This window comes from Candidatus Pelagibacter sp. Uisw_090 (assembly GCF_047717845.1).
Lineage (GTDB): Bacteria > Pseudomonadota > Alphaproteobacteria > Pelagibacterales > Pelagibacteraceae > Pelagibacter.
In genome coordinates, this window is sequence record NZ_CP159810.1 from 329,749 (window position 1) to 355,391 (window position 25,643).

The window sequence follows — 25,643 nt, forward strand, 5'->3', positions numbered from 1 at the left end:
TAATATATATTAAATTTATGAAAGAACAAATAACCTATGATATATTTGATAAAGTTGATATTAGAGTTGGAACTGTTGTCTCTGTTAAGAAAAATGAAAAAGCCAGAAAACCCTCACTAGTAATAAAGGTAGATTTTGGAGAAGAAATAGGGGTTAAACAATCATCAGCTCAAATAACTCATTATTATAATGAAGATAATTTAAAAGGTAAGCAAGTAATTGGTGTATGTAACTTTCATGAAAAAAATATTGCTGGCGTAGTATCACAAGTTTTAATTTTAGGCTCTATTGATAAAGAAGGAAGAGTTATTTTGGTTCATCCATCTTATGAGTCAAAAAATGGATTATCTATTGCATAAAAATGCATCCTGAAATTTTATCACTTTCTTTATTTATGTTTGTGACTAGATGCTCACCAGGTCCAAACAATATCGTTGCATCACACTCAGGTTTTAATCATGGAATAAAAAAAACTATACCACTCATGTTAGGGGTTATTTTTGGTTTTACTACTATGATTGCCATTGTGAATTTTGGGCTAATAAACATATTTAAACTTTATCCAATAATTCAAAAAATACTAATTTTGACAGGAACTATATTTTTAATTTACTTAGCTTACAAAATTTCATTTTCTAAAAATAATACTCAAGAAAAGAGCCTCAACGCTGTTAGTTTTTTTGAAACTTTTATGTATCAATTTTTAAACCCCAAAGGTGTAGTCGTAGCTATTATATCTGTATCTACCTACGTTGAGCCGGGAGGTAATTTTTTAAACCATTCTTCATGGGTAATTGGTGTTGCTTTCATTTTTGCAATAATTAGTATCCACTTTTGGGTATTTATAGGTAAATTTATGAGGAAATTCGCGACAAATGATAAATTTATTAAATGGTTTAATTATGTTATGTCACTGCTTCTATTAAGTTGTATCGCAACATTTTATTTATAATATGAAACCAGGTAAAAAAAATTCTTATAATTCTTTAAAATCTATTAACATTAATAATAGTGAATATAAATATTATTCTTTAAATGAAGCGGAAAAAAATGGATTAGATGGAATTTCAAAACTTCCCAAATCACTTAAAGTTTTATTAGAAAACTTATTAAGATATGAAGATGATTTGTCGGTTACTAAAAGTCAAATAGAAGCAATTAAAGAATGGTTAAAGACAAAAAAATCATTAACTGAGATAGCTTACAGACCTGCTAGAGTTTTGTTGCAAGACTATACTGGAATTCCAGCAGTAGCTGATCTTGCTGCTATGAGAGAAGCTGTTAAAGAAAAAAATAAAGACCCAAATACTATTAATCCACTATCAGCGGTTGACCTGGTTATTGATCACTCGGTACAAGTTGATAAGTCGGCAAACGTAAACTCATTTGAAAAAAATGTAGATATTGAATTTCAAAGAAATGGAGAGAGATATTCTTTTTTAAAATGGGGACAACAAGCATTTAATAACTTTAGAATAGTTCCTCCCGGAACAGGAATATGTCATCAGGTTAATTTAGAATATTTATCAAAGGTAGTCTGGTCAGAAAAATTTAAAGATGAAGATTATTTATTTCCCGACACATTAGTTGGCACTGATAGTCATACAACTATGGTTAATGGATTATCTGTTCTTGGTTGGGGTGTAGGCGGAATCGAAGCTGAAGCAGGGATGTTAGGCCAGCCAATTTCAATGTTAATTCCAGAAGTAATTGGATTTGAAGTAACCAATAAATTGCCAGAAGGCACAACTGCAACTGATTTAGTTCTAACTGTAGTAAAAATGTTGAGAGATAAAAGTGTTGTGGGGAAGTTTGTTGAGTTTTATGGGGAGGGATTAAAAAATTTAACACTTGCTGATAGAGCCACTATTGCAAATATGGCCCCAGAATATGGTGCAACTTGTGGTTTTTTTCCAATCGATGATGAAACATTGAAATATTTAAGATTTTCAGGAAGAGATAAAAATACAGTTAACATTGTTGAAAAGTATGCAAAAGAGCAGGGCTTATGGGCTAGTGATGGAATTGAATTTACCGACACATTGTCATTAGACATGTCAACAATTGTTCCAACAATTTCAGGACCCAAAAGACCTCAAGATAAAGTTTTATTAACAGATGCCTCTAGAGAATTTAAAAAAGTCTTAAAAGATGCAACCGAAAGAAAAGAAAAAAGAATTTCAAAAGTTTCTGGAACAGATTATGAAATTAAAGATGGATCAATATTAATTGCAGCAATCACTTCATGCACTAACACATCAAATCCAAATGTTCTAATTGGAGCGGGGTTATTAGCTAAAAAAGCTGTAGAACTTGGTTTAGAAACTAAACCTTGGGTTAAAACATCATTAGCTCCAGGATCACAAGTAGTAACTGATTATTTAGCAAAAGCTGGACTAAATGTATTTTTAGATAAATTAGGTTTTAATTTAGTGGGGTATGGATGCACAACATGTATAGGAAATTCAGGACCTTTGCCTGATGAAATTGTAAAGGCTATTGATAAAGAAAATATATATGCGGTATCAGTATTGTCTGGTAATCGAAATTTTGAAGGGAGAATATCCCCCCATATTAAGGCAAATTACCTTGCTTCACCCCCACTTGTTGTAGCTTATGCTCTTGCAGGACATATGGAATTTGATTTATACAATGAGCCATTAGGCAAAAGCAAAGTAGGAAAGGATATTTTATTAAAAGATATTTGGCCGTCAAATAAAGAGATAGAAGACACTTTAAGGGAAGCGCTTAACGCGGAAATGTTTATAAAAAGATATTCAAATGTTTCAGAGGGACCTAAACAATGGCAAGAAATCAAAACAGAAAACACAAGTATTTACAATTGGGACTCAGGATCTACTTATGTAAAAAAACCACCTTTCTTTGAAAATTTACCAGATAAGCCTGAAGGTTTTAAACCCATTAAAGATGCGAGACCATTATTAATTTTAGGTGACATGGTAACAACAGATCATATTTCGCCAGCTGGAAATATTCAAAAAGAAAGCCCTACTGGAGAGTATTTTATGGAACATCAAATTCTACCAAAAGATTATAACTCTTATGGATCAAGAAGAGGAAACCACGAAGTTATGATGAGAGGAACATTTGCTAATATTAGAATAAAAAATGAGATGGCACCTGGTACAGAAGGTGGTTTTACAAAATTATATCCAGAAGAAAAAGTAATGCCAGTTTATAGCGCTGTAGAAGAGTACAAAAAAAGAGGAATTGATTTGGTGGTAATTGGTGGAAAAGAATATGGCACAGGATCATCTAGAGATTGGCTGCGAAAGGAACAAAATTATTAGGTGTAAAAGTTGTAATAGCAGAAAGTTTTGAAAGAATTCATAGATCAAACTTAATTGGTATGGGTGTATTACCACTCCAATTTACTGAAGGAAACAATAGAACTAATCTGAATTTAATTGGGTCAGAGTTAATCACGGTTCTTAATATTCAAGAAGGTGTTAACCCATCAGACCACGTACAGGTTGAGATCAAATATGCATTGGGAGATATTAAAAAAATTAAAACACTTTGCAGAATTGATACCAAGAATGAATTAGAATATTATAAAAATGGTGGTATTCTTCAGTATGTACTAAGAAACATGATTTAATTATGGATGAAGAAATTACTATTATAGATTCAAACACAAGAAATGAGAAAATTAAGAATTTTTTCATTAATAATAAGAAAAACCTCATAATAGGATTTTCAATTATCATTGTTCTAATCATTGGATATCTTTCAATGAAGGAAATGAAAGAACGGAGCAAAATAAAATTAGCAAATCAATTTAATATAACAACAATAGACTTTAAAACTGAAGATAAGCAAAAAACAATTGATCAATTAATTAAATTGATAAATGAAAATGACACAACTTACTCTCCATTGGCTTTGTATTTTTTAATCGACAATAATTTAATAGCTAACAAAGATAAGATTAATATTTTATTTGATGAGTTAATAATTAAAACAAACTTAGATGAAGAAATTAAAAATTTAATTATATATAAAAAAGCGTTATTTAATTCGGACTTTTCATCTGAAAATGATTTGCTAAGGATGCTTAGTCCAATAATTAATTCAGAAAGTATATGGAAGTCACATTCTTTATATTTAATAGCAGAATATTTTTATTCTAAAAATCAAAAGCAAAAAGCAAAAGAATTTTTCAATCAGATTCTCGGTTTTACCAAATGCTAACAACAACATTAAGGTAGAATCTCAAAAAAGATTAAATAGAGATTTTGGTGAATAAATTATTATTATTATTATTAATTTTAATACTTATAAATAACTGTTCAATAAATAAAAAACAACAGTTTTGGAACAAAGAAAAGATCAATATTGAAGAAGTTAAAAATCCTAAAAAAATTTTAACAAAACAGCTTAGAGAAGAGCGTGAGTTTAATCCCGCATTAGAAATTAAAGTTTCAGCTGGAAAATTAATTAAAAACTCCAATAATAACCAAAATAATATTGGTGATCTATCTTATGAGGGAGGTTTAGAAAAAATTGGTAAATATAATTTTAGTAAATTTGATGATTTTGAATACATAGATGTCCAACCAATTTTTTACAATGAAAACGTTATTTTCTCTGACAATAAAGGATCAATTATTTTTTATGATCAAAATCAAAAGATAATATGGAAAAAAAATTTTTATAGCAAAAGTGAAAAAAAACTTAAGCCAAGATTAAATTTTGCTAATTATAAAAATATATTAATAGTAGCAGACGATGTTGCAAAATATTATGCATTAAATATTGAAACAGGAGATATTATTTGGTCAAAAAATAATATTGTACCTTTTAATTCAGAAATTAAAATTAAAGATGGTTTTTTTTATATAGTTGATTATAAAAATATTTTAAGATCCATCTCAATTAAAGATGGTTCAGAATTATGGAATTTAAAAACAGAAAAGTCATTAACAAAATCAAATACAAAAATATCTATTGCTATTGAAAATGAAAATCTTTATTTTAACAATTCAATTGGAGATATTACGGCCGTTGACCTAAAATCTGGCCAATTAGTTTGGCAATTACCCACCCAAAATAATAATATAAGTAAAAACGCCTTTCAACTATCTAGTTCTAAGTTAGTGATAAATGATAATTCAATTTTATTTTCAAACAATAAAAGTGAATTTTATTCAATAGATACAACTACAGGATTGATTAATTGGAAAAATGAAATTAATTCAGATCTTAGGCCAGTTATTATTGGTAAATTTATAATAACAGTTTCCAACAAGGGATATTTATACGCAATTGATAAAAAAAATGGAAATATAATTCGTATCAACGATTTACATAGTAATTATAAAACCAAGAAAAGAAAAGATATATCAACTACAGGCTTTTTTGTTGCGTTAAGCAAAATATATTTATCTAATAATGATGGTAAATTAATTGTTGCTGATTTAAATACGGGAAATGTTATTAGTGTTAATAAAATTTCAGGCGGTATAATTTTACAACCCTATGTAAATAACAATAATCTTTTTTTAATCAAAAATGGCTCTATTATTAGATTTAATTAATAATGCTCTTAAAGTTACTTGATAAACTAGGTAGAAAAAAAATAGTTTTAGATCGAGGTCCTTCTCACCCAAAATTTAATGAGGCAAAACCGTGGATGAATAGGTATTATGTTTTATTAAGACATAGACCTACATGGTTTCCATTTAATATTTTATTACATGAAATGTTAGCTGACGATCACGGAGAAGGGGTCCATAACCATACATTTCCTTACATTACCATCATATTAAGGGGAGGTTATTGGGAGACATTAAATACAGGAAGATTTTGGAGACCAGCTGGATATATTGGATTTAGATCGGCAAATAATTTACATAGAGTCGACCTTAAACCAGGAACAAAACCACTTACATTATTTATATCTGGACCCTTTGGATTAAGAAAAGGTTCTAGGTCAGAATATGGTATAGATTTTAAAAAAAAAAATGAATTTAAATAAATCATTTCAAGATTATTGTAAAAAAAATAATTTAGAAATTAATTCCAATCAATTAGATTTAATAGAAGAGTTGAATTTATTTTATAATCAGAATTTTAATAAATCACTTTTAAAAAAGATATTTACTAAGCAAAATTCTAAAAAAGGATTTTATTTACAAGGTGATGTGGGCGTAGGTAAAACGATGATATTAAATTTTTTTTATAATAATTTTGACAAAACTAAACAAAGACTTCACTTTAATGAGTTTATGATTGGTTTTCATGATTTTGTATTTAAAAATAAAGAAAACAGACAAGAAAATATTATAGATAAATTTGTCAAAAAATTAAAAAGTAAATCTAGATTAGTTTATTTTGACGAGTTTCAGGTCACTAACATTGTAGATGCAATGATTTTAGGTAACTTATTCAAAAAAATATTTGATGAGAATATAAAAGTTTTATTTACATCAAATTCCAAAATAAATGATCTTTATAAAGATGGATTGCAACGAAATCAATTTCTTCCTTTTATTAAAATAATGAAAGAAAAATGTTATCAAGCAAAGTTAATTATCAAAGAAGACTATAGAAAATCTCTAAAAAATAAAAATGAAAGATATTTTTATCCATTAAATGAAACAACAAATTTTAAACTTAATAAGTTTTTTAGAAAAATAACAAAAAATCTATCTAACAAAGAAATGACCTTAATCATTAAAGGTAGAAAACTTAGTATTAAGAATTACTTTAAAGGAATAGCACGTTTTGATTTTAAAGAATTATGTTCTAAAAATATTGGAGCCGAAGACTATATAAAAATAACTGAAGTGTGTAATTTTATTGTTATCGAAAATATTCCTGCCTTTAATAGTGGTAATTCTAATCAACAACAAAGATTTATTACATTAATTGATATTCTTTATGAAAAAAATATACCACTAATGATATCGTCTCAATTAAAATTAGATTTATTAAGTTCTTCAGAGGATTTAAAGAAAATATTTAAAAGAACTATTAGTAGATTATATGAATTGACATCTATCAAATATAACAAGCTATGAGACAAGAATTTTTTAATTTAGAATTGAATACAAACGGCCAGAGGCTGTATGAATTTACAAACCAAACAAACAAATGGCTCAATGATAATGAGTTTAATAACGGAATTATTAATATAAACATTCAACACACTAGTGCTTCATTAATAATTCAAGAGAATGCTGACCCAGATGTTCAAACTGACCTAATAAATTTTTTTAATAAGCTCGTGCCAATGGATAATTCCCTTTATATCCATACAGCTGAGGGAAAAGATGACATGCCTGCACACATTAAGTCTGCGTTAACTAATAATCAAATTTCTTTAAGCGTTAAAAATAATGAGTTATTACTTGGAACTTGGCAGGGGTTATATCTTTTTGAGCATAGAATTGAGAAACAAAACAGACTGATTGTCCTTCATTACTTAGGTGATTAGCTTTTCTTAATTGTTTTAAAAGCTTCTAATGCAGCATTTCTTGCTTCAACGTGGTCTACAATTGGTTTTGGGTAATCTGCACCTACAATAACTTTAATCTGCTCTTGGTATTTGCTTTCTAGTTCCCATGGCTTATGTAAAAATTTATTAGGCATGTTTTTAAGTTCTGGAACCCATTTCTTTGTATAAATTCCATCTTTGTCAAATTTTTCACCCTGAAGAATAGGGTTAAATATTCTAAAATAAGGAGCTGCATCAGCACCACAGCCTGCAACCCATTGCCATTGGGCAACGTTACTAGCTTCATTATAATCAACCAAACAATTTTTAAAATGTTTTTCACCTTCGTTCCAATGAATTCTTAAATGTTTTACAAGAAATGAAGCAACAATCATTCGTACCCTATTGTGCATCCATCCTGTTTCGTACAGTTCCCTCATCCCAGCGTCAACAATGGGATATCCTGTCATACCTTTTTTCCAAGCTTTAAGAAACTTCTCATTTTTAACCCAAGGAAAATTATCAAAATCTTTTCTAAGATTGCCTTTTAGCATTTGTGGAAAGTAATTAATTAAACTATGAGAAAATTCTCTCCATCCTAATTCATTAATATATTTTCTATACCCCATTTTTTTAATTTTAATGTCTTGGCATTTCTTCCAAATTGTCTCCACATGTATTTGTCCAAATTTTAAGAAAGGAGATAACTTTGAGGTTCCATTAACACCTGGAATATCTCGTGCTTCACCGTAGCCCTCAATTCTATTATTTATTAATTCTTGTAAATATTTTTTAGCTTCTAGTTCAGACGGTATCCAATATTTCTCAAATTTCTTATGCCAATCATTTTTAGGTAAAATTTCTTTTATAGAAATTGATTTTTTAAATATATTTATTTTTTTTATTTTTGATTTAACTTTTATAGATTTAGAAGGTACTTTTGAGATATAAAGTTGCTCAGTTTTTTTCCAAAAGGGAGTGAATACTTTATAAGGTGTGCCATCATCTTTAGTTATTTCCTGAAACTCTATAAGAATATTTCCTTTAAAATATTTATATTGAATTTCATTTTTAATGAATTGATCTCTTATCTTTTTACCTTTATTAATTATATCTGGTTCATATACTTTACTCCAATAAACAGTAACATCATCTTTCTTCTTTAAATTTGATAATACCTCTAGTTCATCACCTAATTGAACTTCCAATGTGATATTTAATTTTTTTAGATCTAGGTTAAAACTTTCTAAAGCTTTAGAGATCCACCATTTTTGAGCCTCCCTTTTTTTGTCAAAATTTTTTGGGTTATAAATATAAAGAGCACTTACAAACTCATGATTTTGAGTTGCAATAGCTAAGGTTTCATTATCTTCAATTCTAAAATCTTCTCTAATCCAAACAACAGCTTTTTTTGTCATATTTACTTAGATTTTTTGCAATCCATCGCTTAGTAGTTTTTGGTACATTGCATTATCAGTTAAACCCTCACAACCAAACAATAGTATATTTGATTGTTCATTTAACTCTAATTTATCTGAGTATTCTTTGTTGTTAAATGAGCCTATTAACGCAATTATACCTGGCACAGCACATTCACCAGCTATTATTTTTTCATCAGATAAATGTTTCTCTGCTAGTAGTGCAACAGTAGTTGAGATTGCTTCATCAGGTATGGTTAAACAGTAGTTTGTAGAATTTTTTAAAATTTCCCAGGCAATACCTGAAACATCTCCACAAGACATTCCACCCATTATTGTTTCTTTTTTAATATCTACAGTTGTAGGTTTATTATTCTTAATGCTTTGAAATACACAGTCTGCATTTTCTGGCTCAACAGTAATAAACTTTGGGATATTTTTAGATAATTTTGCAAAGCCAGCGATCATTGCTGCTGCCATTCCTCCAACACCTGCTTGAAGAAATACATGTGTTATTGAATTTGAGTTTATTTCATCTAAAATTTCTTTAACCATTATTGTGTACCCAGCCATAATCAATTTTGGTACTTCTTTGTAACCTTCCCAAGATACATCTTGTACAATTTCCCAATTATTTGCATTAGACTGTTTAATGCATTCCTTTAATGAATTGTCGTAATTACCCTTAACTCTAATAACCTTAGCATCCAGATTACGCATAGCTTCAGCTCTAGACTCGCTAACAAATTCACTTATAAATATTTTACATTTTAAACCTAGTCTTTGTGCCCCCCATGCAACTGATTTTCCATGATTTCCTGCTGTGGCCGTCGAAATTGTTATGTTCTTTTTTTGACTTGCAATTTTATAAACAGCAAAAGCTCCACCTAACGCTTTAAATGATTTAAGGTCAAATCTTTTGTCCTCATCTTTATAGTAAATATTTTTGAATTTTAATTCGTCATTTAATTTATCTAATTTAATTAGTGGTGTAGGGGCGTAAATGTCCCAACTAGATATAGCTTCTATCGCTTCATCTATAAAACTTTCTGGTAATTGAGTGAGTATATTTTCTCTATTAAAGTTATAATCTTTATTTTCTAAAAATGATGTAATAGACCAAAGATTTTTTTGAAGGATTGATTTCATTTATTAACAATCAAGAGTACTATTTTTTTCCCAGAGAGTTACTGAGCTTTTTTTATCAAACTTTTCTTCTTGATTAAAATCTTTAATTTCAGATCTTTTTAATTTTAGATAGCTTTTAATAGTATCACTACCAAATGCTTCCTTAATTTCTTTACTATTTTCTAGTTGATCTAAAGCATCTTCAATTATGTCAGGTAATTTCTTTAGATTAGGGTAATTTTTATGATCAGTATACATATTGCAAGACAAAGGTTCACCAGGATCTATTTTATTATTTATTCCATGTAATCCAGCAGCTATTACTCCGGATTGAAGCAAATAAGGATTTACTGCTCCATCCATTAACCTTAATTCAAATCTACCTTTATCCGGAATTCTTATCATATGAGTTCTATTGTTTCCTGTATAAGAAATACTACTAGGCGACCATGTAGCACCAGATTTTGTTGGTGGTGCATTTATTCTTCTATAACTATTAATTGTTGGGTTAAAAAATGCAGTTAATGGCTGAGTGAGTTTCATAATTCCACCTAGAAAATTATATGCTAATTTGCTCAAACCTAATTTGTCTTCATTATCTAAAAATTTATTAATTTTTCCATTCCATAAAGAAATATGAGCATGACAGCCATTACCTGTTAGATTGCTAAAAGGTTTTGGCATAAATGTTGCTCTAAGACCATGTTTTTCAGCCAATGACTTAACCATATACTTAAAAAATACATGTCTATCAGCTGTAGTTAAACAATCTGTGTAATCCCAATTCATTTCAAACTGGCCATTAGCGTCCTCATGATCATTTTGGTATGGGTTCCAACCCATAGTAATCATGCTATCGCATATTTCTTTGATTAAATCATATCTCCTCATTAAAGCAGACTGATCGTAACAAGGTTTTGATTGAGTATCTCTAGCATCTGCAATTTTACTCCCATCTTCTGATATCAAAAAATATTCACACTCTACACCTGACTTCATGACTAAATCTTTTTTATCTAATTTATTAATTTGCTCTTTGAGCATTACTCTAGGTGAAGCCTTAACAGGTTTACCATACATATATAAATCAGAAGCTAACCAGCCAATTTCTTTGTTCCAGGGTAATTGAATTAAACTTTTAGGATCTGGTAAAGCAAACATATCCCCATCTGCAGGAGACATATCTAGCCAAGTTGCAAAACCTGCAAAACCCGCCCCATTTTTTTGCATGTCTGCAATTGCTTGTGCTGGTACTAATTTTGATCTCAAGACACCAAAAAAATCTACAAAACTAATCAAAAAATATTTTATCTTTTTAGCTTTAGCAATTTTAGATAAATTAATAGGCATATTTTATTTCTTAATTTACAACTGTTAATTAGTCTTCACAATACTATTTTTTATTTTTTAGTCCTGGTATCCAGCTAGTTCCAGCTAATGGAACTCTTGCCATAGCAGCAGCTTCAACTGTTAAAGCTGCTAAATCTTCAGGTTCTAAATTTCTTACATCTGATTTTCCATTTGCTCTCGCCAGTGTTTGCAACTCTAGGGTTAATGTGGATAAATAATTTTTTAATCTTTTGCCACCCTCTATAGGATTGAGTCTTTTTTCTAGTATAGGATCTTGTGTGGCAACACCCACTGGACACTTTCCAGTATGACAGTGATGGCAGTAACCCGGCTCTGTTCCAAGTTTTTCATAATCTTTTCTATAAAGGTCTGCATTACAATTTAAAGCCATCATAGCAGCAGATCCTATTGATACAGCATCTGCTCCCATTGCAATTGCTTTTGCAACATCAGCACCAGTTCTAATTCCACCAGAAACAATTAATTGAACTTTTCTATGCATGTTTAATTCTTTTAAAGCATCTACAGATTCTCTTAAGGCACCGAGAGTTGGTATACCCACATGTTCTATAAAAACATCTTGTGTTGCAGCTGTTCCACCTTGCATTCCATCTAACACAACAACATCAGCACCAGCTTTTACCGCTAAAGTCGTGTCATAGTATGGCCTTGCTGCTCCAACTTTTATATAAATTGGCTTTTCCCAATTTGTAATTTCTCTCAACTCTTGAATCTTTATTTCTAAATCATCTGGTCCTGTCCAATCTGGGTGTCTGCAAGCACTTCTTTGATCTATGCCCTCAGGTAAAGCTCTCATACCAGCAACTCTTTTATTAATTTTTTGCCCAAGAAGCATTCCACCACCACCAGGTTTTGCACCTTGCCCCACAACTATTTCTATAGCATCTGCTTTTCTTAAGTCATCTGGATTCATACCGTATCGAGAAGGCAATAATTGATATACTAGATATTTAGAAGATCCTCTTTCTTCCTTTGTCATACCTCCATCTCCAGTTGTTGTTGAAGTTCCCATAGCAGAAGCACCTCTACCTAAAGCTTCTTTTGCATTAGCACCTAAAGCTCCAAAACTCATTCCAGCAATAGTAATTGGTATATCTAATTTAATAGGATTTTTTGCAAAACGGTCCCCAAGTATTACAGATGTATTACATTTCTCTCTATAACCTTCTAATGGATATCTAGACATTGAAGCACCTAAAAATACCAAGTCATCAAAGTCTGGAACTTTTCTTTTAGCACCTAATCCTCTAATTTGGTAAATTCCTTCCTTAGCAGCTCTTTGAATTTCTTTAATTGTTGAAGAAGGAAATGTTTTAAATTCTTTTAAATCTTTTTTCATAACTAATATGAGCTCACGTTATCAATTTTAAAATTATATAAATTTCTCGCAGATCCATATCTTTTAAACTTTTTTGCGTCTTCAGATATATTCAAATCTTTAAAAATTCTATTTAATTCTTTTATATTTTTATCATCCATTTTTTTTTCTATACAATCAGAACCTAAACTTTTAACTTTACCCTTAACAAATATTTTAGCCTCATAAATTGAGTCTCCTAAATCAGCCTCAGCGTCTCCCAAAATAATTAAATTACCTTTTTGCGCCATAAATGCTGACATATGACCAACAGAGCCCTTTACTATAATGTTAATCCCTTTCATTGATATGCCACATCTTGAACTAGCGTCTCCTTCAATAATTAAAGAACCACCATGACCTGTTGCACCAGCAGACTGAGAAGCATTACCTTTAATAATGACCTTTCCAGACATCATGTTTTCAGCAACACCAGTACCAACATTTCCGTGCACGGTTACCGAAGCATTTTGGTTCATTCCTGCGCAATAATAGCCAGTGTGACCTTTTATTGAAATTTCAATATCATCTTTTAAACCTGCGCAAATAGCGTGTCGACCTTGGGGATTTAAAATTTGAAAAATTCTGTTATTTTTTTCTCTACCAACATTTTGTAGAATTTGATTAATCTCTCTTAGTTTTTTTTTATTTAGATCTAAATTCATAGGTTTACCAGTGATAAACAATACCAGGTTTTGGTTCAAAAATTTTAGCTGTGTTTACATTTGGCAAGTGAGCCATGCATTGAAATTCTGAAGCAACAGCAACATAATCTTTTGTTTCTGCAACGACTGCTGGTTTGCAAGCTATTTCATCTCTCAACAGCGCAAAACCATCTTTAGTACCTGCTATAAACGTATAGAAACCATCCAAATCTTTTAGGCTATTCTTAAGAGTTTTTTCTAGACTTTCTCCTTTTGAAATTTGATTAGAGATGTACCCAGCTGCAACTTCAGTGTCATTTTCTGAGTTAAATTTTTGACCTTCTTTTTTTAAAGATCTTCGAATGTTGTTATGATTTGAAAGAGATCCATTATGAACCAAGCACTCGTCCTCTGATGTAGAGTAGGGGTGTGAACCTTGAGTTGTAATTGCACTTTCTGTTGCCATCCTAGTGTGTCCTATTGCATGTGTTCCTGAAAAAGAAGATAATTTAAACTTTCTAACAACGTCTTTAGGATTTCCTGTTTGTTTGAAGATATTAATACTTTTGCCATAACCAACTAAAGAAACTTCTTTTAATTTAGTGTCTAAAATTTCTAATACTTTTTTTGGTTTTTCATCTGTTTCAAGAACCACATGATCTGAAAAAGTTTTAAGTGTTATTTTTTTTAAAAATTTAGATATTTTTTTTTTAAACTCTTTGTCAGTTAATTGATTTAAACAAATAGAGTATTTAAATTTATTTTTATTTTGCTTTGTATATATTGCAAACCCAGCACTATCGGGACCCCTACTTGCCATACCATCAAGCATTCCAGATAAAAATTTACCAAGATCTTTTTCGTATTTTTTTGTTTTAAGATAAATCCCTACAATTCCACACATAGATTTTTAAGTTTATTTTATTAAAGATATTAAGAATTCCTTATAGTAGAAAATATTTCCCACTACAATGATGATGATAGCTGCTATCACTCCATATTTTGCTTTTGGAAAAACGACACCCCTCATCTTACTTGGTCTGTGATCTTCGTTATTATTTCTATCCATGATTGTACAATTTTTGTAAAAAAAAAGGGCGCCACAATTAAGTAGCGCCCAAATTTTTAGTTGATATTACCAGTCGGTAATATTGCTCTTATGATCATTTGCACCATGTCTTTTTCTTGCTAATCTTGAAAGTTTTTCACTCTCAGATCTAGCAGTTATAACATGCCAGCCAATCCAAAAAACTACACCAAGAATAACTAGTAAAGTTTCAGTGGATCCAGCCCCCGGATAAACTGCTCCGACAACCTCTTTTGCACTTAAATGATCTATCCAGTTTGTAACTGTAGCCATATTTTTTCTCCTTTACCTAGTTGAAGAGGCGACTGCTTTTTCAGCTTCTCTATCGTCCTCCATTATTTCATAGTCTAGTCCTGCTATTTCAACTTCACGCGGTATTCTTAATTTACCAAAAGCGCTTAGTATTCTAGCAATAACGTAGCCTGGTAACATTCCAAGAACTCCAAACATTATAATTGCTCCAAGGAATTGACCAAGTGGATTGATTGATGCATAAGTTGATCCATCCCACATAGCTCCAACATTATATCCAGATGCTGGGTAACCATTTAAAACAAATCCACAAATTATAAGACCAACAACACCCGCATAACCATGTACTGCTACTGCACCAACTGCATCATCAATTTTGAACTTACGCTCAACCCAGTAATGCATTTTGTATGCTATAACAACACCGATCGCACCAATAAGCATTGCTTGTATCGGGTGATACAAATCATTACCTGCAGATGCACAGATGATCCCAGCTAGTCCACTTGAGTAAGTCCAGAATGGATCACCTTTAGCGACCACGTATCCAGCCAATAATCCACCTGATAATGACATCAAGAAGTTATAGGTTATTCCACTCAGTGTGGTTGGGGTTACATATATGTTTGTTGCTGTCCAGTATGTTACACCTTCCATTCCATATTCAGGTCCAAGATCAAATATCGGTATATTACATGCCGCATAAAATCCCCAGAAACCAGTATAGATTAAAAATAATCCAACTGTAACTAGCCACGGGTTTCTTGGCCCTATATTTCTTGGTTCACCACTTGATGAGAACTTTCCTATTCTAGGTCCTAAAACGATTAGAACACCTAAAGCAAACCCACCCGCAATTGCGTGAATTACTCCTGATGCGTAAGCGTCATGATATCCTAAAATTTTAAGCATCCATCCATCAAAGTGCCATCCCCAAGCAGCATCAATTACCCAGAAGCACGAACCAATTGCAATTGCTAAAATACCAAATGCAAAAGTTGTAATTCTTTCAATGATTGCTCCAGAAACAATTGAAGCAGCTGTCCATGAAAATAGTAAGAATGCAGCCCAGAATACTCCACTTATACGGTCACCTAAGTTGACAGCCATAAATTCAGTATTTGCTACATACCATTTCGCACTAAAAGTACTTTCGTCAGTAATTAATGCTGAACTCTCATTCATTATTGATGGAGCTATCCCCGGTCCTGTTGGGAATGCCCAGTAAATCCACCAACCAAAGAAAAACCAGGTTACAGTTACTAGTGGTATTACCATGGTATTTTTCATTAAAGTGTGTTGGTGATGTTTATAACGCGAGGCTCCAACTTCATACATACAAAACCCAACGTGAATCAGGAACATTAATACTACTGTTACCCAGTAGTAAAATTCTGTAAATATAACTGTAAGAGCGCCTAATTGATCATCCATAATCTCTCTCTCCTTGTTAATTTAGGAAAGCTTACGAGATTTTAATAGGTGTGACAAACTATACAGTGCTTAAATAGATAAGCAATGACGGTATATTTAAAAAAAATAATCAACCTTTGATTGACAGACTAAAACTTAAGGTAAGCTTTTTTCAAATCAACAAGAGGGTGCTTTTTAGACATTTGAAACTTAACTAGAAGCTCTCTTGCAATCATATCTCTGTCTTGTTGGTTGTTTGGTAATTTGATTGATTTTGGAATTGTAACCCAACCATTTGCATTTCTACAAAATACAGCAGGTCTATCCTCTTCATAACCCATATGAATATCTTCTAACCAGTTAAGATCATCCCATCCCATAGCTTCTACATATTTTTTTAAGAATGGAGTCATCTTTTTATAATCAGGTAATAGGTTAACGTCATATCTATAACCGATATGTTGCCCAATCATTTTTTCTCTAGCTGTCTCTTTAGATTTTCCACCTAGGTTTTCTTTTTTTACTTTTGTTTTTGTTTTTTTCTTAACCATAAATATTCCTTATATTTTGTGATAGTTATCAACACCAACAGTGAAGTTAGTTCCTGTTAACGGAACTTTAGCTAATGCAGATGATTCCATTGTTAGAGCAGCTAAATCCTCAGGCTCTAATGAGTGAATATTAGTTTTACCACAAGCTCTTGCTAAAAGTTGAGCCTCTAATGTCATTGCATGAAGGTAATTATAAACTCTTAATGCAGCATCATCAGGATTTAATCTAGCTCTTAATTTAGGATCTTGCGTTGCAACACCAACTGGACAACGACCAGTATGACAGTGATAACATTCACCAGCCTTTACACCCATTTCTTTTTCAAAATTTGCTTCTGGTATATCTTTGTTACAGTTTAAAGCCATTAAAGCACCAGTCCCAATTGCTATTGCATCAGCACCTAAGGCTAAAGCCTTCGCCATATCAGCACCATCTCTAACACCACCTGCATAAATTAAAGTTACTTGTCCAGTTTTACCAACATCGTCAATAGCTCTTCTTGCTTCTCTGATTGCAGCAATTCCTGGGATACCAGTATTCGCAGCAGCTATGTGAGGACCAGCTCCTGTTGAACCTTCCATACCATCTAAAAATATTGAGTCAGGATTACATTTTGCAGCCATACGAACATCGTCATAAACTTTTGATGCACCTAGTTTTAATTGAATTGGTACTTTGTTCTTTGTAAGTTGTCTTAATTCTTCAACTTTTAAAGCTAGATCATCTGGACCTAACCAGTCTGGGTGTCTTGCTGGAGATCTTTGATCAATACCAGATGGTAGAGATCTCATTTCTGCAACTTGATCAGTAACTTTTTGACCCATTAAATGTCCACCCATTCCAACTTTTTGTCCTTGACCAATAAATACTTCAATTGCATCAGCTAGTTGAGCATGATGAGGATTAAAACCATATCTTGATTGGATACATTGGTAATACCATTTTTCAGAATATCTTCTCTCATCTGGAATCATTCCACCTTCGCCAGAGCATGTTGCACTTCCAGCCATTGTTGCTCCTCTTGCTAAAGCAGTTTTTGCTTCATAAGAAAGTGCTCCAAAACTCATACCCGTAATATATACTGGTATATCTAGTTCAATTGGGTTTTCACAATTTGGTCCAATAATAGTCTTTGTTTCACATTTTTCTCTATAACCCTCAATTACAAATCTTGTAAGAGTTCCTGGTAAAAATACTAAGTCATCAAATGTAGGAATTTTTTTCATTAATGCCATTCCACGCATTCTGTATCTTCCAAGTTGAGCTTTAATATGAATATCGTCTATAACTTCAGGAGTAAAAATAGCGTTGTGACCTAACAGACTTTTGTTTCTTTTGCCCTCTTCATGTGCATGAACGTCAGCTTTTCCACCAACACTTCCATTAGTTTTTTTTAATTTTTTACTATTTTTTTTAACTTTCTTTTTTGCCATTAGATAGCTCCTTTCTTTTCATGAGGTTCTAGATTATCATAGTTCCAAAGTTTTTTCCCTGCGACTATTTTTGTCATTTTACTGACATCAAATTTTTCACCTATCTCTGCAACTTTTAATTTTCTTTTTAACCAGTCTTGGTCACTGTCTGTAAGATCAGATGGAACAGCATCACTTCCAAATGATCCTATTTTTCCACCAATGAATATTGTTCCATCATACATTGAGTCACCTAAATTTATTCCAACATCACCAAGAATAATTATTCTTCCTCTTTGCATCATAAAACCAGTAAAAGCTCCAGCATCACCACCAACAATGATAGTTCCACCCTTCATGTCAATTCCAGTTCTTGCACCAACACTTCCTTTGCAAATTAAATCACCACCTCTTATAGCGGCACCAAAGCAAGATCCTGCATTTTTTTCTATAACAACTTTTCCTGCCATTAAGTTTTCTGCACAAGACCAACCAACTCTACCATTAATTCTTACAGTAGGTCCGTCACAAGATCCCATACCAAAATAACCTAAACTTCCTTCAAAAATTAAGTTTAACTTATTCAAAATACCAACACCTAAACTATGTTTTCCTTGAGGGTTTTTAATAACAATTGTTCCAAAACCTTGGCTCATTAAGTTATCAATTTCTTTATTAGCTTCTGGAGCCGTCATTTCTTTAACATCTAGATCTGTTCTTTTATTAAAATCTACATCATAAGTTCCAAAATAATAAAGATTTTCACCTTCATCAGGATTAAAAAACTTTTGTTGAGTTCTTCCTGTTAAAACTTCTGTGTGCATGCCCATTGACTGGGACTTTGTTTTTTTCTCTGTAGTCTTTAGATTTGCCATACTTTTACCTCTCCATCATACGGATCATATGTATCAATTTCTTGAGGAAGAATTGCTCTAATTGCAATTTCTTCAGATCCCATTGCTATTAAATTATCAGACTCATAAAGAACTAATGGTTTTGCAGCCATTGTATCTTTTGCCATTCCTAATGAGTCTTTTGTTGCAACAAAGTAAGTAAATACTCCATCAAGACCCGTTAAAGAATCTTTCATACCTTCTTCAAGGGTTGCACCGTCTCTCAATTTTTTTGCTAGATATACTGCAATTAATTCTGAATCACATTCAGACATAAATCTCATACCTTCGTTTTCTAGCATTCTTCTATTATTCCAATAATTTGTTAACTGACCATTGTGAACTACAGACACATCACTAAATGGATATCCCCAAAAAGGGTGGGCTGATTTAATATCTACACCAGATTCAGTTGCCATCCTTGCATGGCCGATTGCATGTGTCCCCACAACTTTATCTAAATTATATCTATCACAAACGTCTTTTGCATTACCCAAATCCTTAATAACTTCTAAAGACTTACCCATAGAAAGAATTTCAACACCAGGAACACTCTCGATTTTTCTAGAAAACTCTCTTAAGTCTTTTTCATCATAACTGACCTCATATCTTAAAGAGTAGGGAAGTATTCTTTCTTCTTTAATAATTTTTGCACCCATACCTAAGATATATGACTTAACTATTTTAATTCTTTCATCGTAAACAGAAGTCTCTTCACTTACTGATGAACTACCTTCACCAACATTTTCTCCAACTTTAAAACGCATAATGAAATTTTTTCCATCTGTATCTCCATAAAGAGCATAGCCAGTAGAATCCTCTCCTCTATGCTTTAATGCTTGAAGCATTCCTTGCAATTGAGTTCCAATATTTACTGATTTATCTTTATAAATTAATCCCGCTATTCCACACATATATTTCTCCTATTTCTATTAAAGACTATGGTAGGCAGTCCAGATACGTATCTAGATCCCACTGAGTTGTTGCACCTAAAAATTTTTCCCACTCATCATTTTTATACCAATGGAAAACTTTATACATTTCATCTGGCATAGCTGATTTTATAACCTCATCTTCTGCTAAACGATTTAAAGCCTCACCAAGACTCATGGGTAGTTTTTTAACTATCTTCCCAGCTGCTTGAGCTTCATACATACTTCTAGACTCAGGTTTTCCTGGATCAATATTATTTGTTATTCCATCATCAAAACATTTTAACAATCCAGAACCCATTAAATATGGATTATGCATTGAATCAACTGAACGATATTCAAATCTTCCTGGCGCAGATACTCTTAATCCACAAGTTCTATTTTGAAATCCCCAGTCAGCATAAACAGGAGCCCAAAAACCAGTATCCCATAATCTTCTATATGAGTTAACAGTAGAAGAACCAATTGCTGTTAGGGCACCCAAATGTTTCATTACTCCACCAATAGCTTTCAAACCAATTTTACCTGGTAATTGAATATCTTTAGTATCAGGCATAAAGGTATTTGTTCCACCCTCAACGTAAGTAAATACCTCATCCATCCCTGGAAGAGATTTGTGAGATAGTTTATTCACTTTATCTTTTCCACCTGTCCATAAAGACATGTTTGTATGACAACCACTTGCAGATACACCCATAAAAGGTTTTGTCATAAAGCAAGCTATCAAATTAAACTCTCTAGCAACCTGTGCACAAATTTGTCTATAAGTTGAAAGTCTATCTGCATTTCTTAAAACATCATCATACATCCAGTTTAATTCTAATTGTCCTGGTGCATCTTCATGATCTCCTTGAATCATGTCAAAACCCATTGCTCTTGCGTATTTAAAAACTTGCATGAAAACTGGTCTTAACGATTCAAATTGATCAATATGATAACAATAAGGTTTAGAAAAACCTTTACCAGTAGGCGAACCATCCTCATTTTTAGTTAACCACATCATTTCTGGCTCTGTCCCAACTCTTAATTGGTAACCATGTTTCTTTTTAAATTCTTGAGCGTGTATTCTTAAATTTCCACGACAATCTGATGTTAAATGTGCACCTGGATTATCTCTTTCTTCTCTATTTCTAAAGCAAGTAACAAATACTCTTGCAACTTTTTTATCCCATGGAAGCTGACAAAATGTTTCAGGATCAGGTATACCAACTAGCTCTTTAGCTTCTGGTCCATAACCAATATAATCTCCATGACGATCGACAAATAAGTTTGCTGTAGCTCCGTAAACTAATTGAAATCCTTTTTCGCAAGTTCTTTCCCAATGATCAGTAGGAATACCTTTACCTACAACTCTTCCAGTTACAGAAATAAATTGAAAATAAATATATTCAACACCTAACTCGTTAATTTTAGCTCTAACTTGCTTAACTAATTTGTCTCTACCTGGTTGTCTAACGTGTCTATCTAAATCTGTCATTATCTCTCCCTCTAATGAATTTTTATTTAAGGAACCGTAACTGAAAAAATTATTTGTGTCTAGGCTTGAAGTTTAACTCCAAGGGAAAGGACTGTTAGAGGTTGGATGAAGTTCACCCTTCTCGTAACGGTTGAATCTAAACGGTTTTAATAATTCACTTTCAGTTCCCAAAATTTCTTGTGCAACAAGCTCACCTACACCAATCATTTTATATCCGTGGTTTGCATCTGCTATCATGTAAACATTTTCTAAAAATCTATCGAATATAGGAAAATTGTCTGGTGTCATACATCCAAGACCACCTGAGGGTCCTTTTCTATATAGACCAGATTTACCTTCAAACCTTTTATGACAATGAGCTAAAGCTGAACACCACATATCATTAAATGATTCTGTTGTTTGAAATTCAGGAGACTCAAGTCCATAAGGATCAATATTTACTTTATCAAAATGTTTATCAACTATGTAAGGAGATGTTCCACCCTGAACACCAAGCCCTTCAATGTCTGGCTTATAATAAATTCCCCAAAGTTCATCTGTAATTAGTTTTTTAGTTGTGTCAGAATATAGTGGGGCAGTTGAGTCAACATGCATTACAGGAGGCTGACCACCATCATTCATTCTTAAAAAATCTTTATCAACACCAATAACACCTTCTTGTAGCATCCAATATTTCCACATATCTTCTTTATGAAATTTTCCATCTTGTCCTTTAATATTTGCAACTTTTGGAAGATCTAACATGTTCCAAAAATCTCTAACCCAAGGACCAGCACCAACAACTACTTGTTCGCACTCAATAATTCCCTTATCTGTTTCAACACCTGTAACAGCTTTGCTATTGCTTCCTTTTTTAAATCCTGTAACCGTCACACCCTTAATAACCTCAACACCATTTGTAGTAGATTTTTCTTCTAGAGCTTTTATGGAAGCTTTGTTGAATGCATAACCACCTTTTTTTTCATGAAGTATGGATGTGATGCCTTGTGCTTGCCAATCATCAAACATACCTTTCATGTATTTAGTACATTCTTTTTCACCTTCAATAAATTCTGATTCGTAACCAATAGCTTTTTGCTGCTCATAAATTGTAGCAACATCTTCGTGCATAACCTCTGGAGATATTTGTAAATACCCTACAGCATTATATTTCCAAGCTTTTGGATCACTTTCCCATACTGATACAGAATGAGCCATTAACTCTCTCATAGCTGGTTGAAAATAATTATTTCTTATAACACCACAAGCAATTCCACTTGCACCTGCTGCAGTATCTTTTTTTTCAAGAATTACAATGTCACCAGGATTTTTATAAGTTTCTGAAAGTTTCCAAGCTGTACTTAGGCCATGAATTCCGCCTCCGATGATTACTACTTTAGCTTTAGTTGGTAGTGTTGACATATGAAAACATTATTTTTTCTAAAAAGTAATTAATATAATTATATTTATAACTAAATTTTATATATAAAAGATATCAACTTAAAGAGATTGTTGAATTAGGTGCTAATAGCTTAGCTTTTTTAAAGTAGCCAGGTATTGTTTAAACTCATTAATAAAAGTCTCAGTAGGTATAATATTTTTTATTCGCTGATCAGTTGAAGTTTTTTCTAAACGAAAGAATCCTTTCTCACAAGCCTCATTAATTATCAAAGCAGATTTTGGCCTAGAGGTTTTAAATAATTTTGTTTTTAGCCCTTCAACAGAAAGCTTTTCATTAAGTTTATGCGCTGACATTACAAGTAACATCATATGATAATGTGAAGGAGATTTTCTAAAAAAATAGTTACTAGATGTATGTGATTGCTTCATCTGGTCTTCCCAAAAATTTAAAAGATCTTTGCTGTTATCGGTCATTTTATTATGCTCTAACTCTTGATTTTGTTGGATCATAGAAAGGGAAGGGAACAACTTTTGCACCAATTCTTTTTTGATGACCGTCAAGCTTACCAATCTCAACTTCCGTTCCTATCTCTGCATATTTTACGTCAATTTTACAAAGTGCAATATTTTTTCCAAGTTTAGGGGATAGCATTCCACTTGTTATTTCACCCACTTGACCACGACCAATATGAACACAATCTCCATTTACTGCTGGTTCATGACCAACCAATTCCAAACCAACTAATTTTTTTTGTGGATTTGCTTTTCTTTTAACTAACTCTTCTTTACCTATAAAATCATCTTCTTTAGTTTTAAGTGGAACGGTAAAACCAATACCTGCTTCAAATGGATCTGTTTGATCATCGAACTCGTAACCATAAAAAATTAGTCCAGCTTCAATACGAACCATGTCTAAAGCTTCTAAGCCTAATGGAGTAATATTAAACTCTTTACCAGCTTCCCAAACTTTATCCCAAACCTCCGCAGCATCTTTTGGATGACACCAAATTTCATAGCCAAGTTCACCAGTGTAACCTGTTCTTGAAACAACAATTGGCGTACCTGTTTCATGATCTATTCTTGCAATATTAAATCTGAACCATTCAAGTTCAGTGATGGATGGTTGTATAGGAGGCGTCCATACAAATTTTTCTAAAATTTTTCTACTATTTGGTCCTTGAACTGCAATGTTGTGAATATGATCTGTTGCAGATTTAATCCAAACTTTATAATTTTTTTTTTTAGCTTGTTCTTTTAACCATTCACCACTGTATTCATCTCCACCAATCCATCTAAAATTATCTTGTCCTAATTTAAATAAAGTACCATCATCTAACATGCACCCATTTTCATAACACATGGCTGTGTAAACAACTTGTCCTATAGATAATTTTTTTACATTTCTAGTAAGAGTATATTGCATTAAATTTTCTGCATCAGGTCCAAGAATTTCAAATTTTCTAAGAGGCGATAAGTCTGTTGCAATCGCACTTTCTCTACAAGCTGTATATTCTTTTATAGTTCCTGAATTTGTAAAATTATTAGCAAGCCAAAAACCTTTATACTCAACAAAATTTCTTGTTAGCTCTGAAGTTTTTTTATGGAAACCTGTTTCTTGAGTTAGTTTAGGTTCTGAGTCTGTTTTCATTCTAAATGCTATTGCTTTTGAATACTTTTTTTCCTTTGAATAAGTCCTAACAAAAATATCAGTGGGATTCCAGCCATTTGCACCATCAACATCACAAGGACAAGCTGATGATATACATGTTAGATCTTTTAAAGCTCTAAATAAAACATAATCTCCAGGTCTAGACCAAGGTTCATCAAAAGATGCAACATTATTAGCATCAATTGCAGTATTAAAAAAAAGATTTATTGCAGACCAACTTTTTCTAGAATTGATGTCATATTTATCCAGTCTATTATTAAAATTGTCAGTACAATTAATATGACCCATATAACCCATATCTTCATAATATTTTGATGTGCAAGCAAGATTGAAAGTATCATGTCTTCCAACTGTATCTCTTACAACTTCAATCATAGCTTCATGATCACCATCATAAAACTTTGAAAACAAACCAGGCCCAGGGTAAGCACCACCCATAAAAGTTCGTGTTGCTTTATCATCAATAATACTTTCAATGCCGTCATTTAATTTTTGTGTATCAAAAGCTAGAAAATCAGAGCATTGCCTTCCGCCTGGATCAATTATCTGAATATATTCACCAGCTTTTACCTCATAAGTTTCAGCAGTTCTTCTCTTTACAAGTTGTTCAATAATTGGATCACTAAGCGGATCTGGCAAAATAAATTGTTCATCTGTTTCAATAAATTTAGCTTTATTTAAAAAAATAGTTAAATCTGTAGGTGGATTTTGTTCATGGACATTCATTGCATCACCAGGTGCAGCAATCATTACAATACATTTATCTTTTGAGGTTAATGTTATTTTTTCACCCATAAAACAATCTTCACTAAAAACAATTGATGATTTAGCATTATTTAAATCAAGGTTTTTATTCTTTAGCAGCTTTGAAATTTTTTCATCATTAGCAATAGTTTTTTTTGAAAAATCTGCATTAGCATTTTCTTTCAAATTTAAAATAGATAGATCAGATTTACCTTTTGAATTAAAAACAATTATTTCACAAATTTGTCTTCCTTCTTCATTAATGATTTCTATTTTATCTTCTGGCAAAACTTCTATTATAGACAGCCCGCCACCTCTTACAAAATATCTTTCAACTCCAGGTGGTAATGTTCTTAATCCAGGATTTCGTATATCGTTACTAGTATGCAGCATTGCCAGTATAAATTTAAATAATTTAACATTAGCTTAATATAATCAAAGGCCATTGACTA

General features: G+C 31.9%; 23 protein-coding genes and 1 pseudogene. 8 read left to right on the forward strand and 16 right to left on the reverse strand.

Features of this window, described 5'->3' with window-relative positions:
* Window positions 1-17 precede the first annotated feature (17 nt).
* The 8 genes and pseudogenes from ABXT58_RS01725 (at window position 18) to ABXT58_RS01760 (ending at window position 7,462) form a co-directional block, all read left to right on the forward strand.
* The gene (locus ABXT58_RS01725) at window positions 18-359 is read left to right on the forward strand and encodes a tRNA-binding protein (protein ID WP_415304324.1); all 342 of its coding nucleotides are present in this window, start codon (window positions 18-20) and stop codon (window positions 357-359) included.
* A 2-nt stretch (window positions 360-361) separates the two neighbouring features.
* The gene (locus ABXT58_RS01730; RefSeq protein WP_415304325.1) at window positions 362-952 is read left to right on the forward strand and encodes a LysE family translocator; all 591 of its coding nucleotides are present in this window, start codon (window positions 362-364) and stop codon (window positions 950-952) included.
* A 1-nt stretch (window position 953) separates the two neighbouring features.
* Window positions 954-3,622 (forward strand): annotated as a pseudogene (acnA, locus tag ABXT58_RS01735) (aconitate hydratase AcnA).
* Window positions 3,623-3,624: 2 nt separating this feature from the next.
* Window positions 3,625-4,215, forward strand: a complete 591-nt coding sequence (locus ABXT58_RS01740; protein WP_415304326.1) for a hypothetical protein — start codon at window positions 3,625-3,627, stop codon at window positions 4,213-4,215.
* A 47-nt stretch (window positions 4,216-4,262) separates the two neighbouring features.
* Entirely contained in the window at window positions 4,263-5,561 is a 1,299-nt protein-coding gene (locus ABXT58_RS01745) for a PQQ-binding-like beta-propeller repeat protein (protein WP_415304327.1), read from the forward strand.
* A 2-nt stretch (window positions 5,562-5,563) separates the two neighbouring features.
* Window positions 5,564-6,001, forward strand: coding sequence for a hypothetical protein (locus tag ABXT58_RS01750; protein ID WP_415304328.1), 438 nt, complete (start codon window positions 5,564-5,566; stop codon window positions 5,999-6,001).
* Entirely contained in the window at window positions 5,988-7,046 is a 1,059-nt protein-coding gene (gene zapE, locus ABXT58_RS01755; RefSeq protein ID WP_415304329.1) for a cell division protein ZapE, read from the forward strand. The genes ABXT58_RS01750 and zapE overlap by 14 nt, the downstream gene beginning before the upstream one ends.
* Window positions 7,043-7,462, forward strand: a complete 420-nt coding sequence (locus ABXT58_RS01760; RefSeq protein WP_415304330.1) for a secondary thiamine-phosphate synthase enzyme YjbQ — start codon at window positions 7,043-7,045, stop codon at window positions 7,460-7,462. The genes zapE and ABXT58_RS01760 overlap by 4 nt, the downstream gene beginning before the upstream one ends.
* Here ABXT58_RS01760 and ABXT58_RS01765 read toward each other — a convergent pair.
* From ABXT58_RS01765 to ABXT58_RS01840, 16 genes are all read right to left on the reverse strand, one after another.
* Window positions 7,459-8,880: a cryptochrome/photolyase family protein gene (locus ABXT58_RS01765; RefSeq protein ID WP_415304331.1), complete on the reverse strand. Its 1,422-nt coding sequence runs from the start codon at window positions 8,878-8,880 to the stop codon at window positions 7,459-7,461. The genes ABXT58_RS01760 and ABXT58_RS01765 overlap by 4 nt on opposite strands.
* Before the next feature lie 6 nt (window positions 8,881-8,886).
* Window positions 8,887-10,029 (reverse strand): diaminopropionate ammonia-lyase, encoded by a 1,143-nt coding sequence (locus ABXT58_RS01770; RefSeq protein WP_415304332.1) that lies wholly within the window; start codon window positions 10,027-10,029, stop codon window positions 8,887-8,889.
* Window positions 10,030-10,032: 3 nt separating this feature from the next.
* Complete coding sequence (glnT, locus tag ABXT58_RS01775; RefSeq protein ID WP_415304333.1) at window positions 10,033-11,358, reverse strand: type III glutamate--ammonia ligase; 1,326 nt, start codon at window positions 11,356-11,358, stop codon at window positions 10,033-10,035.
* A gap of 43 nt (window positions 11,359-11,401) precedes the next feature.
* A complete protein-coding gene (locus tag ABXT58_RS01780) occupies window positions 11,402-12,718 on the reverse strand; it encodes an FMN-binding glutamate synthase family protein (RefSeq protein WP_415304334.1) in 1,317 nt (438 codons plus the stop codon).
* 2 nt (window positions 12,719-12,720) lie between these two features.
* Window positions 12,721-13,401, reverse strand: coding sequence for a protein glxC (locus ABXT58_RS01785; protein WP_415304335.1), 681 nt, complete (start codon window positions 13,399-13,401; stop codon window positions 12,721-12,723).
* A 4-nt stretch (window positions 13,402-13,405) separates the two neighbouring features.
* The gene (locus ABXT58_RS01790; protein ID WP_415304336.1) at window positions 13,406-14,284 is read right to left on the reverse strand and encodes a class II glutamine amidotransferase; all 879 of its coding nucleotides are present in this window, start codon (window positions 14,282-14,284) and stop codon (window positions 13,406-13,408) included.
* 231 nt (window positions 14,285-14,515) lie between these two features.
* Entirely contained in the window at window positions 14,516-14,740 is a 225-nt protein-coding gene (locus tag ABXT58_RS01795; protein WP_415295498.1) for a hypothetical protein, read from the reverse strand.
* 12 nt (window positions 14,741-14,752) lie between these two features.
* Window positions 14,753-16,153: an ammonium transporter gene (locus tag ABXT58_RS01800; protein ID WP_415277902.1), complete on the reverse strand. Its 1,401-nt coding sequence runs from the start codon at window positions 16,151-16,153 to the stop codon at window positions 14,753-14,755.
* A gap of 128 nt (window positions 16,154-16,281) precedes the next feature.
* Complete coding sequence (locus ABXT58_RS01805; RefSeq protein ID WP_271482723.1) at window positions 16,282-16,683, reverse strand: hypothetical protein; 402 nt, start codon at window positions 16,681-16,683, stop codon at window positions 16,282-16,284.
* A 9-nt stretch (window positions 16,684-16,692) separates the two neighbouring features.
* On the reverse strand, window positions 16,693-18,117 hold the full coding sequence (locus ABXT58_RS01810; protein ID WP_415277901.1) for an FMN-binding glutamate synthase family protein: 1,425 nt from the start codon (window positions 18,115-18,117) through the stop codon (window positions 16,693-16,695).
* The gene (locus tag ABXT58_RS01815; RefSeq protein WP_415284999.1) at window positions 18,117-18,971 is read right to left on the reverse strand and encodes a GXGXG motif-containing protein; all 855 of its coding nucleotides are present in this window, start codon (window positions 18,969-18,971) and stop codon (window positions 18,117-18,119) included. Before ABXT58_RS01815 ends, ABXT58_RS01810 begins: the two co-directional genes overlap by 1 nt.
* Window positions 18,959-19,903 carry a glutamine amidotransferase gene (locus ABXT58_RS01820; protein ID WP_415304337.1) on the reverse strand — a complete coding sequence of 315 codons (945 nt, stop codon included), beginning with the start codon at window positions 19,901-19,903 and terminating at the stop codon, window positions 18,959-18,961. Before ABXT58_RS01820 ends, ABXT58_RS01815 begins: the two co-directional genes overlap by 13 nt.
* Window positions 19,904-19,928: 25 nt before the next feature.
* The gene (locus ABXT58_RS01825; RefSeq protein ID WP_415304338.1) at window positions 19,929-21,398 is read right to left on the reverse strand and encodes a glutamine synthetase family protein; all 1,470 of its coding nucleotides are present in this window, start codon (window positions 21,396-21,398) and stop codon (window positions 19,929-19,931) included.
* A gap of 72 nt (window positions 21,399-21,470) precedes the next feature.
* Complete coding sequence (locus tag ABXT58_RS01830; protein ID WP_415304339.1) at window positions 21,471-22,799, reverse strand: NAD(P)/FAD-dependent oxidoreductase; 1,329 nt, start codon at window positions 22,797-22,799, stop codon at window positions 21,471-21,473.
* A 102-nt stretch (window positions 22,800-22,901) separates the two neighbouring features.
* Window positions 22,902-23,252, reverse strand: a complete 351-nt coding sequence (locus ABXT58_RS01835; RefSeq protein WP_415302740.1) for a hypothetical protein — start codon at window positions 23,250-23,252, stop codon at window positions 22,902-22,904.
* A 4-nt stretch (window positions 23,253-23,256) separates the two neighbouring features.
* A complete protein-coding gene (locus tag ABXT58_RS01840) occupies window positions 23,257-25,584 on the reverse strand; it encodes a DUF1989 domain-containing protein (RefSeq protein WP_415304340.1) in 2,328 nt (775 codons plus the stop codon).
* Window positions 25,585-25,643 lie beyond the last annotated feature (59 nt).

Bases quoted from the DNA above. Each gene is read 5' to 3' on its own strand.
- ABXT58_RS01840 (WP_415304340.1), bottom strand. From the start codon at position 25,584: ATGCTGCATACTAGTAACGATATACGAAATCCTGGATTAAGAACATTA.
- ABXT58_RS01780 (WP_415304334.1), bottom strand. From the start codon at position 12,718: ATGAAAAAAGATTTAAAAGAATTTAAAACATTTCCTTCTTCAACAATT.
- ABXT58_RS01800 (WP_415277902.1), bottom strand. From the start codon at position 16,153: ATGGATGATCAATTAGGCGCTCTTACAGTTATATTTACAGAATTTTAC.
- ABXT58_RS01785 (WP_415304335.1), bottom strand. From the start codon at position 13,401: ATGAATTTAGATCTAAATAAAAAAAAACTAAGAGAGATTAATCAAATT.
- ABXT58_RS01740 (WP_415304326.1), top strand. From the start codon at position 3,625: ATGGATGAAGAAATTACTATTATAGATTCAAACACAAGAAATGAGAAA.
- ABXT58_RS01805 (WP_271482723.1), bottom strand. From the start codon at position 16,683: ATGGTTAAGAAAAAAACAAAAACAAAAGTAAAAAAAGAAAACCTAGGT.
- ABXT58_RS01830 (WP_415304339.1), bottom strand. From the start codon at position 22,799: ATGTCAACACTACCAACTAAAGCTAAAGTAGTAATCATCGGAGGCGGA.
- zapE (WP_415304329.1), top strand. From the start codon at position 5,988: ATGAATTTAAATAAATCATTTCAAGATTATTGTAAAAAAAATAATTTA.
- ABXT58_RS01825 (WP_415304338.1), bottom strand. From the start codon at position 21,398: ATGACAGATTTAGATAGACACGTTAGACAACCAGGTAGAGACAAATTA.
- ABXT58_RS01750 (WP_415304328.1), top strand. From the start codon at position 5,564: ATGCTCTTAAAGTTACTTGATAAACTAGGTAGAAAAAAAATAGTTTTA.
- ABXT58_RS01760 (WP_415304330.1), top strand. From the start codon at position 7,043: ATGAGACAAGAATTTTTTAATTTAGAATTGAATACAAACGGCCAGAGG.
- ABXT58_RS01790 (WP_415304336.1), bottom strand. From the start codon at position 14,284: ATGTGTGGAATTGTAGGGATTTATCTTAAAACAAAAAAATACGAAAAA.
- ABXT58_RS01730 (WP_415304325.1), top strand. From the start codon at position 362: ATGCATCCTGAAATTTTATCACTTTCTTTATTTATGTTTGTGACTAGA.
- ABXT58_RS01820 (WP_415304337.1), bottom strand. From the start codon at position 19,903: ATGTGTGGAATAGCGGGATTAATTTATAAAGATAAATCAGTAAATATT.
- ABXT58_RS01835 (WP_415302740.1), bottom strand. From the start codon at position 23,252: ATGACCGATAACAGCAAAGATCTTTTAAATTTTTGGGAAGACCAGATG.
- ABXT58_RS01795 (WP_415295498.1), bottom strand. From the start codon at position 14,740: ATGGCTACAGTTACAAACTGGATAGATCATTTAAGTGCAAAAGAGGTT.
- glnT (WP_415304333.1), bottom strand. From the start codon at position 11,358: ATGCCTATTAATTTATCTAAAATTGCTAAAGCTAAAAAGATAAAATAT.
- ABXT58_RS01815 (WP_415284999.1), bottom strand. From the start codon at position 18,971: ATGGCAAATCTAAAGACTACAGAGAAAAAAACAAAGTCCCAGTCAATG.
- ABXT58_RS01810 (WP_415277901.1), bottom strand. From the start codon at position 18,117: ATGGCAAAAAAGAAAGTTAAAAAAAATAGTAAAAAATTAAAAAAAACT.
- ABXT58_RS01770 (WP_415304332.1), bottom strand. From the start codon at position 10,029: ATGAAATCAATCCTTCAAAAAAATCTTTGGTCTATTACATCATTTTTA.
- ABXT58_RS01725 (WP_415304324.1), top strand. From the start codon at position 18: ATGAAAGAACAAATAACCTATGATATATTTGATAAAGTTGATATTAGA.
- ABXT58_RS01765 (WP_415304331.1), bottom strand. From the start codon at position 8,880: ATGACAAAAAAAGCTGTTGTTTGGATTAGAGAAGATTTTAGAATTGAA.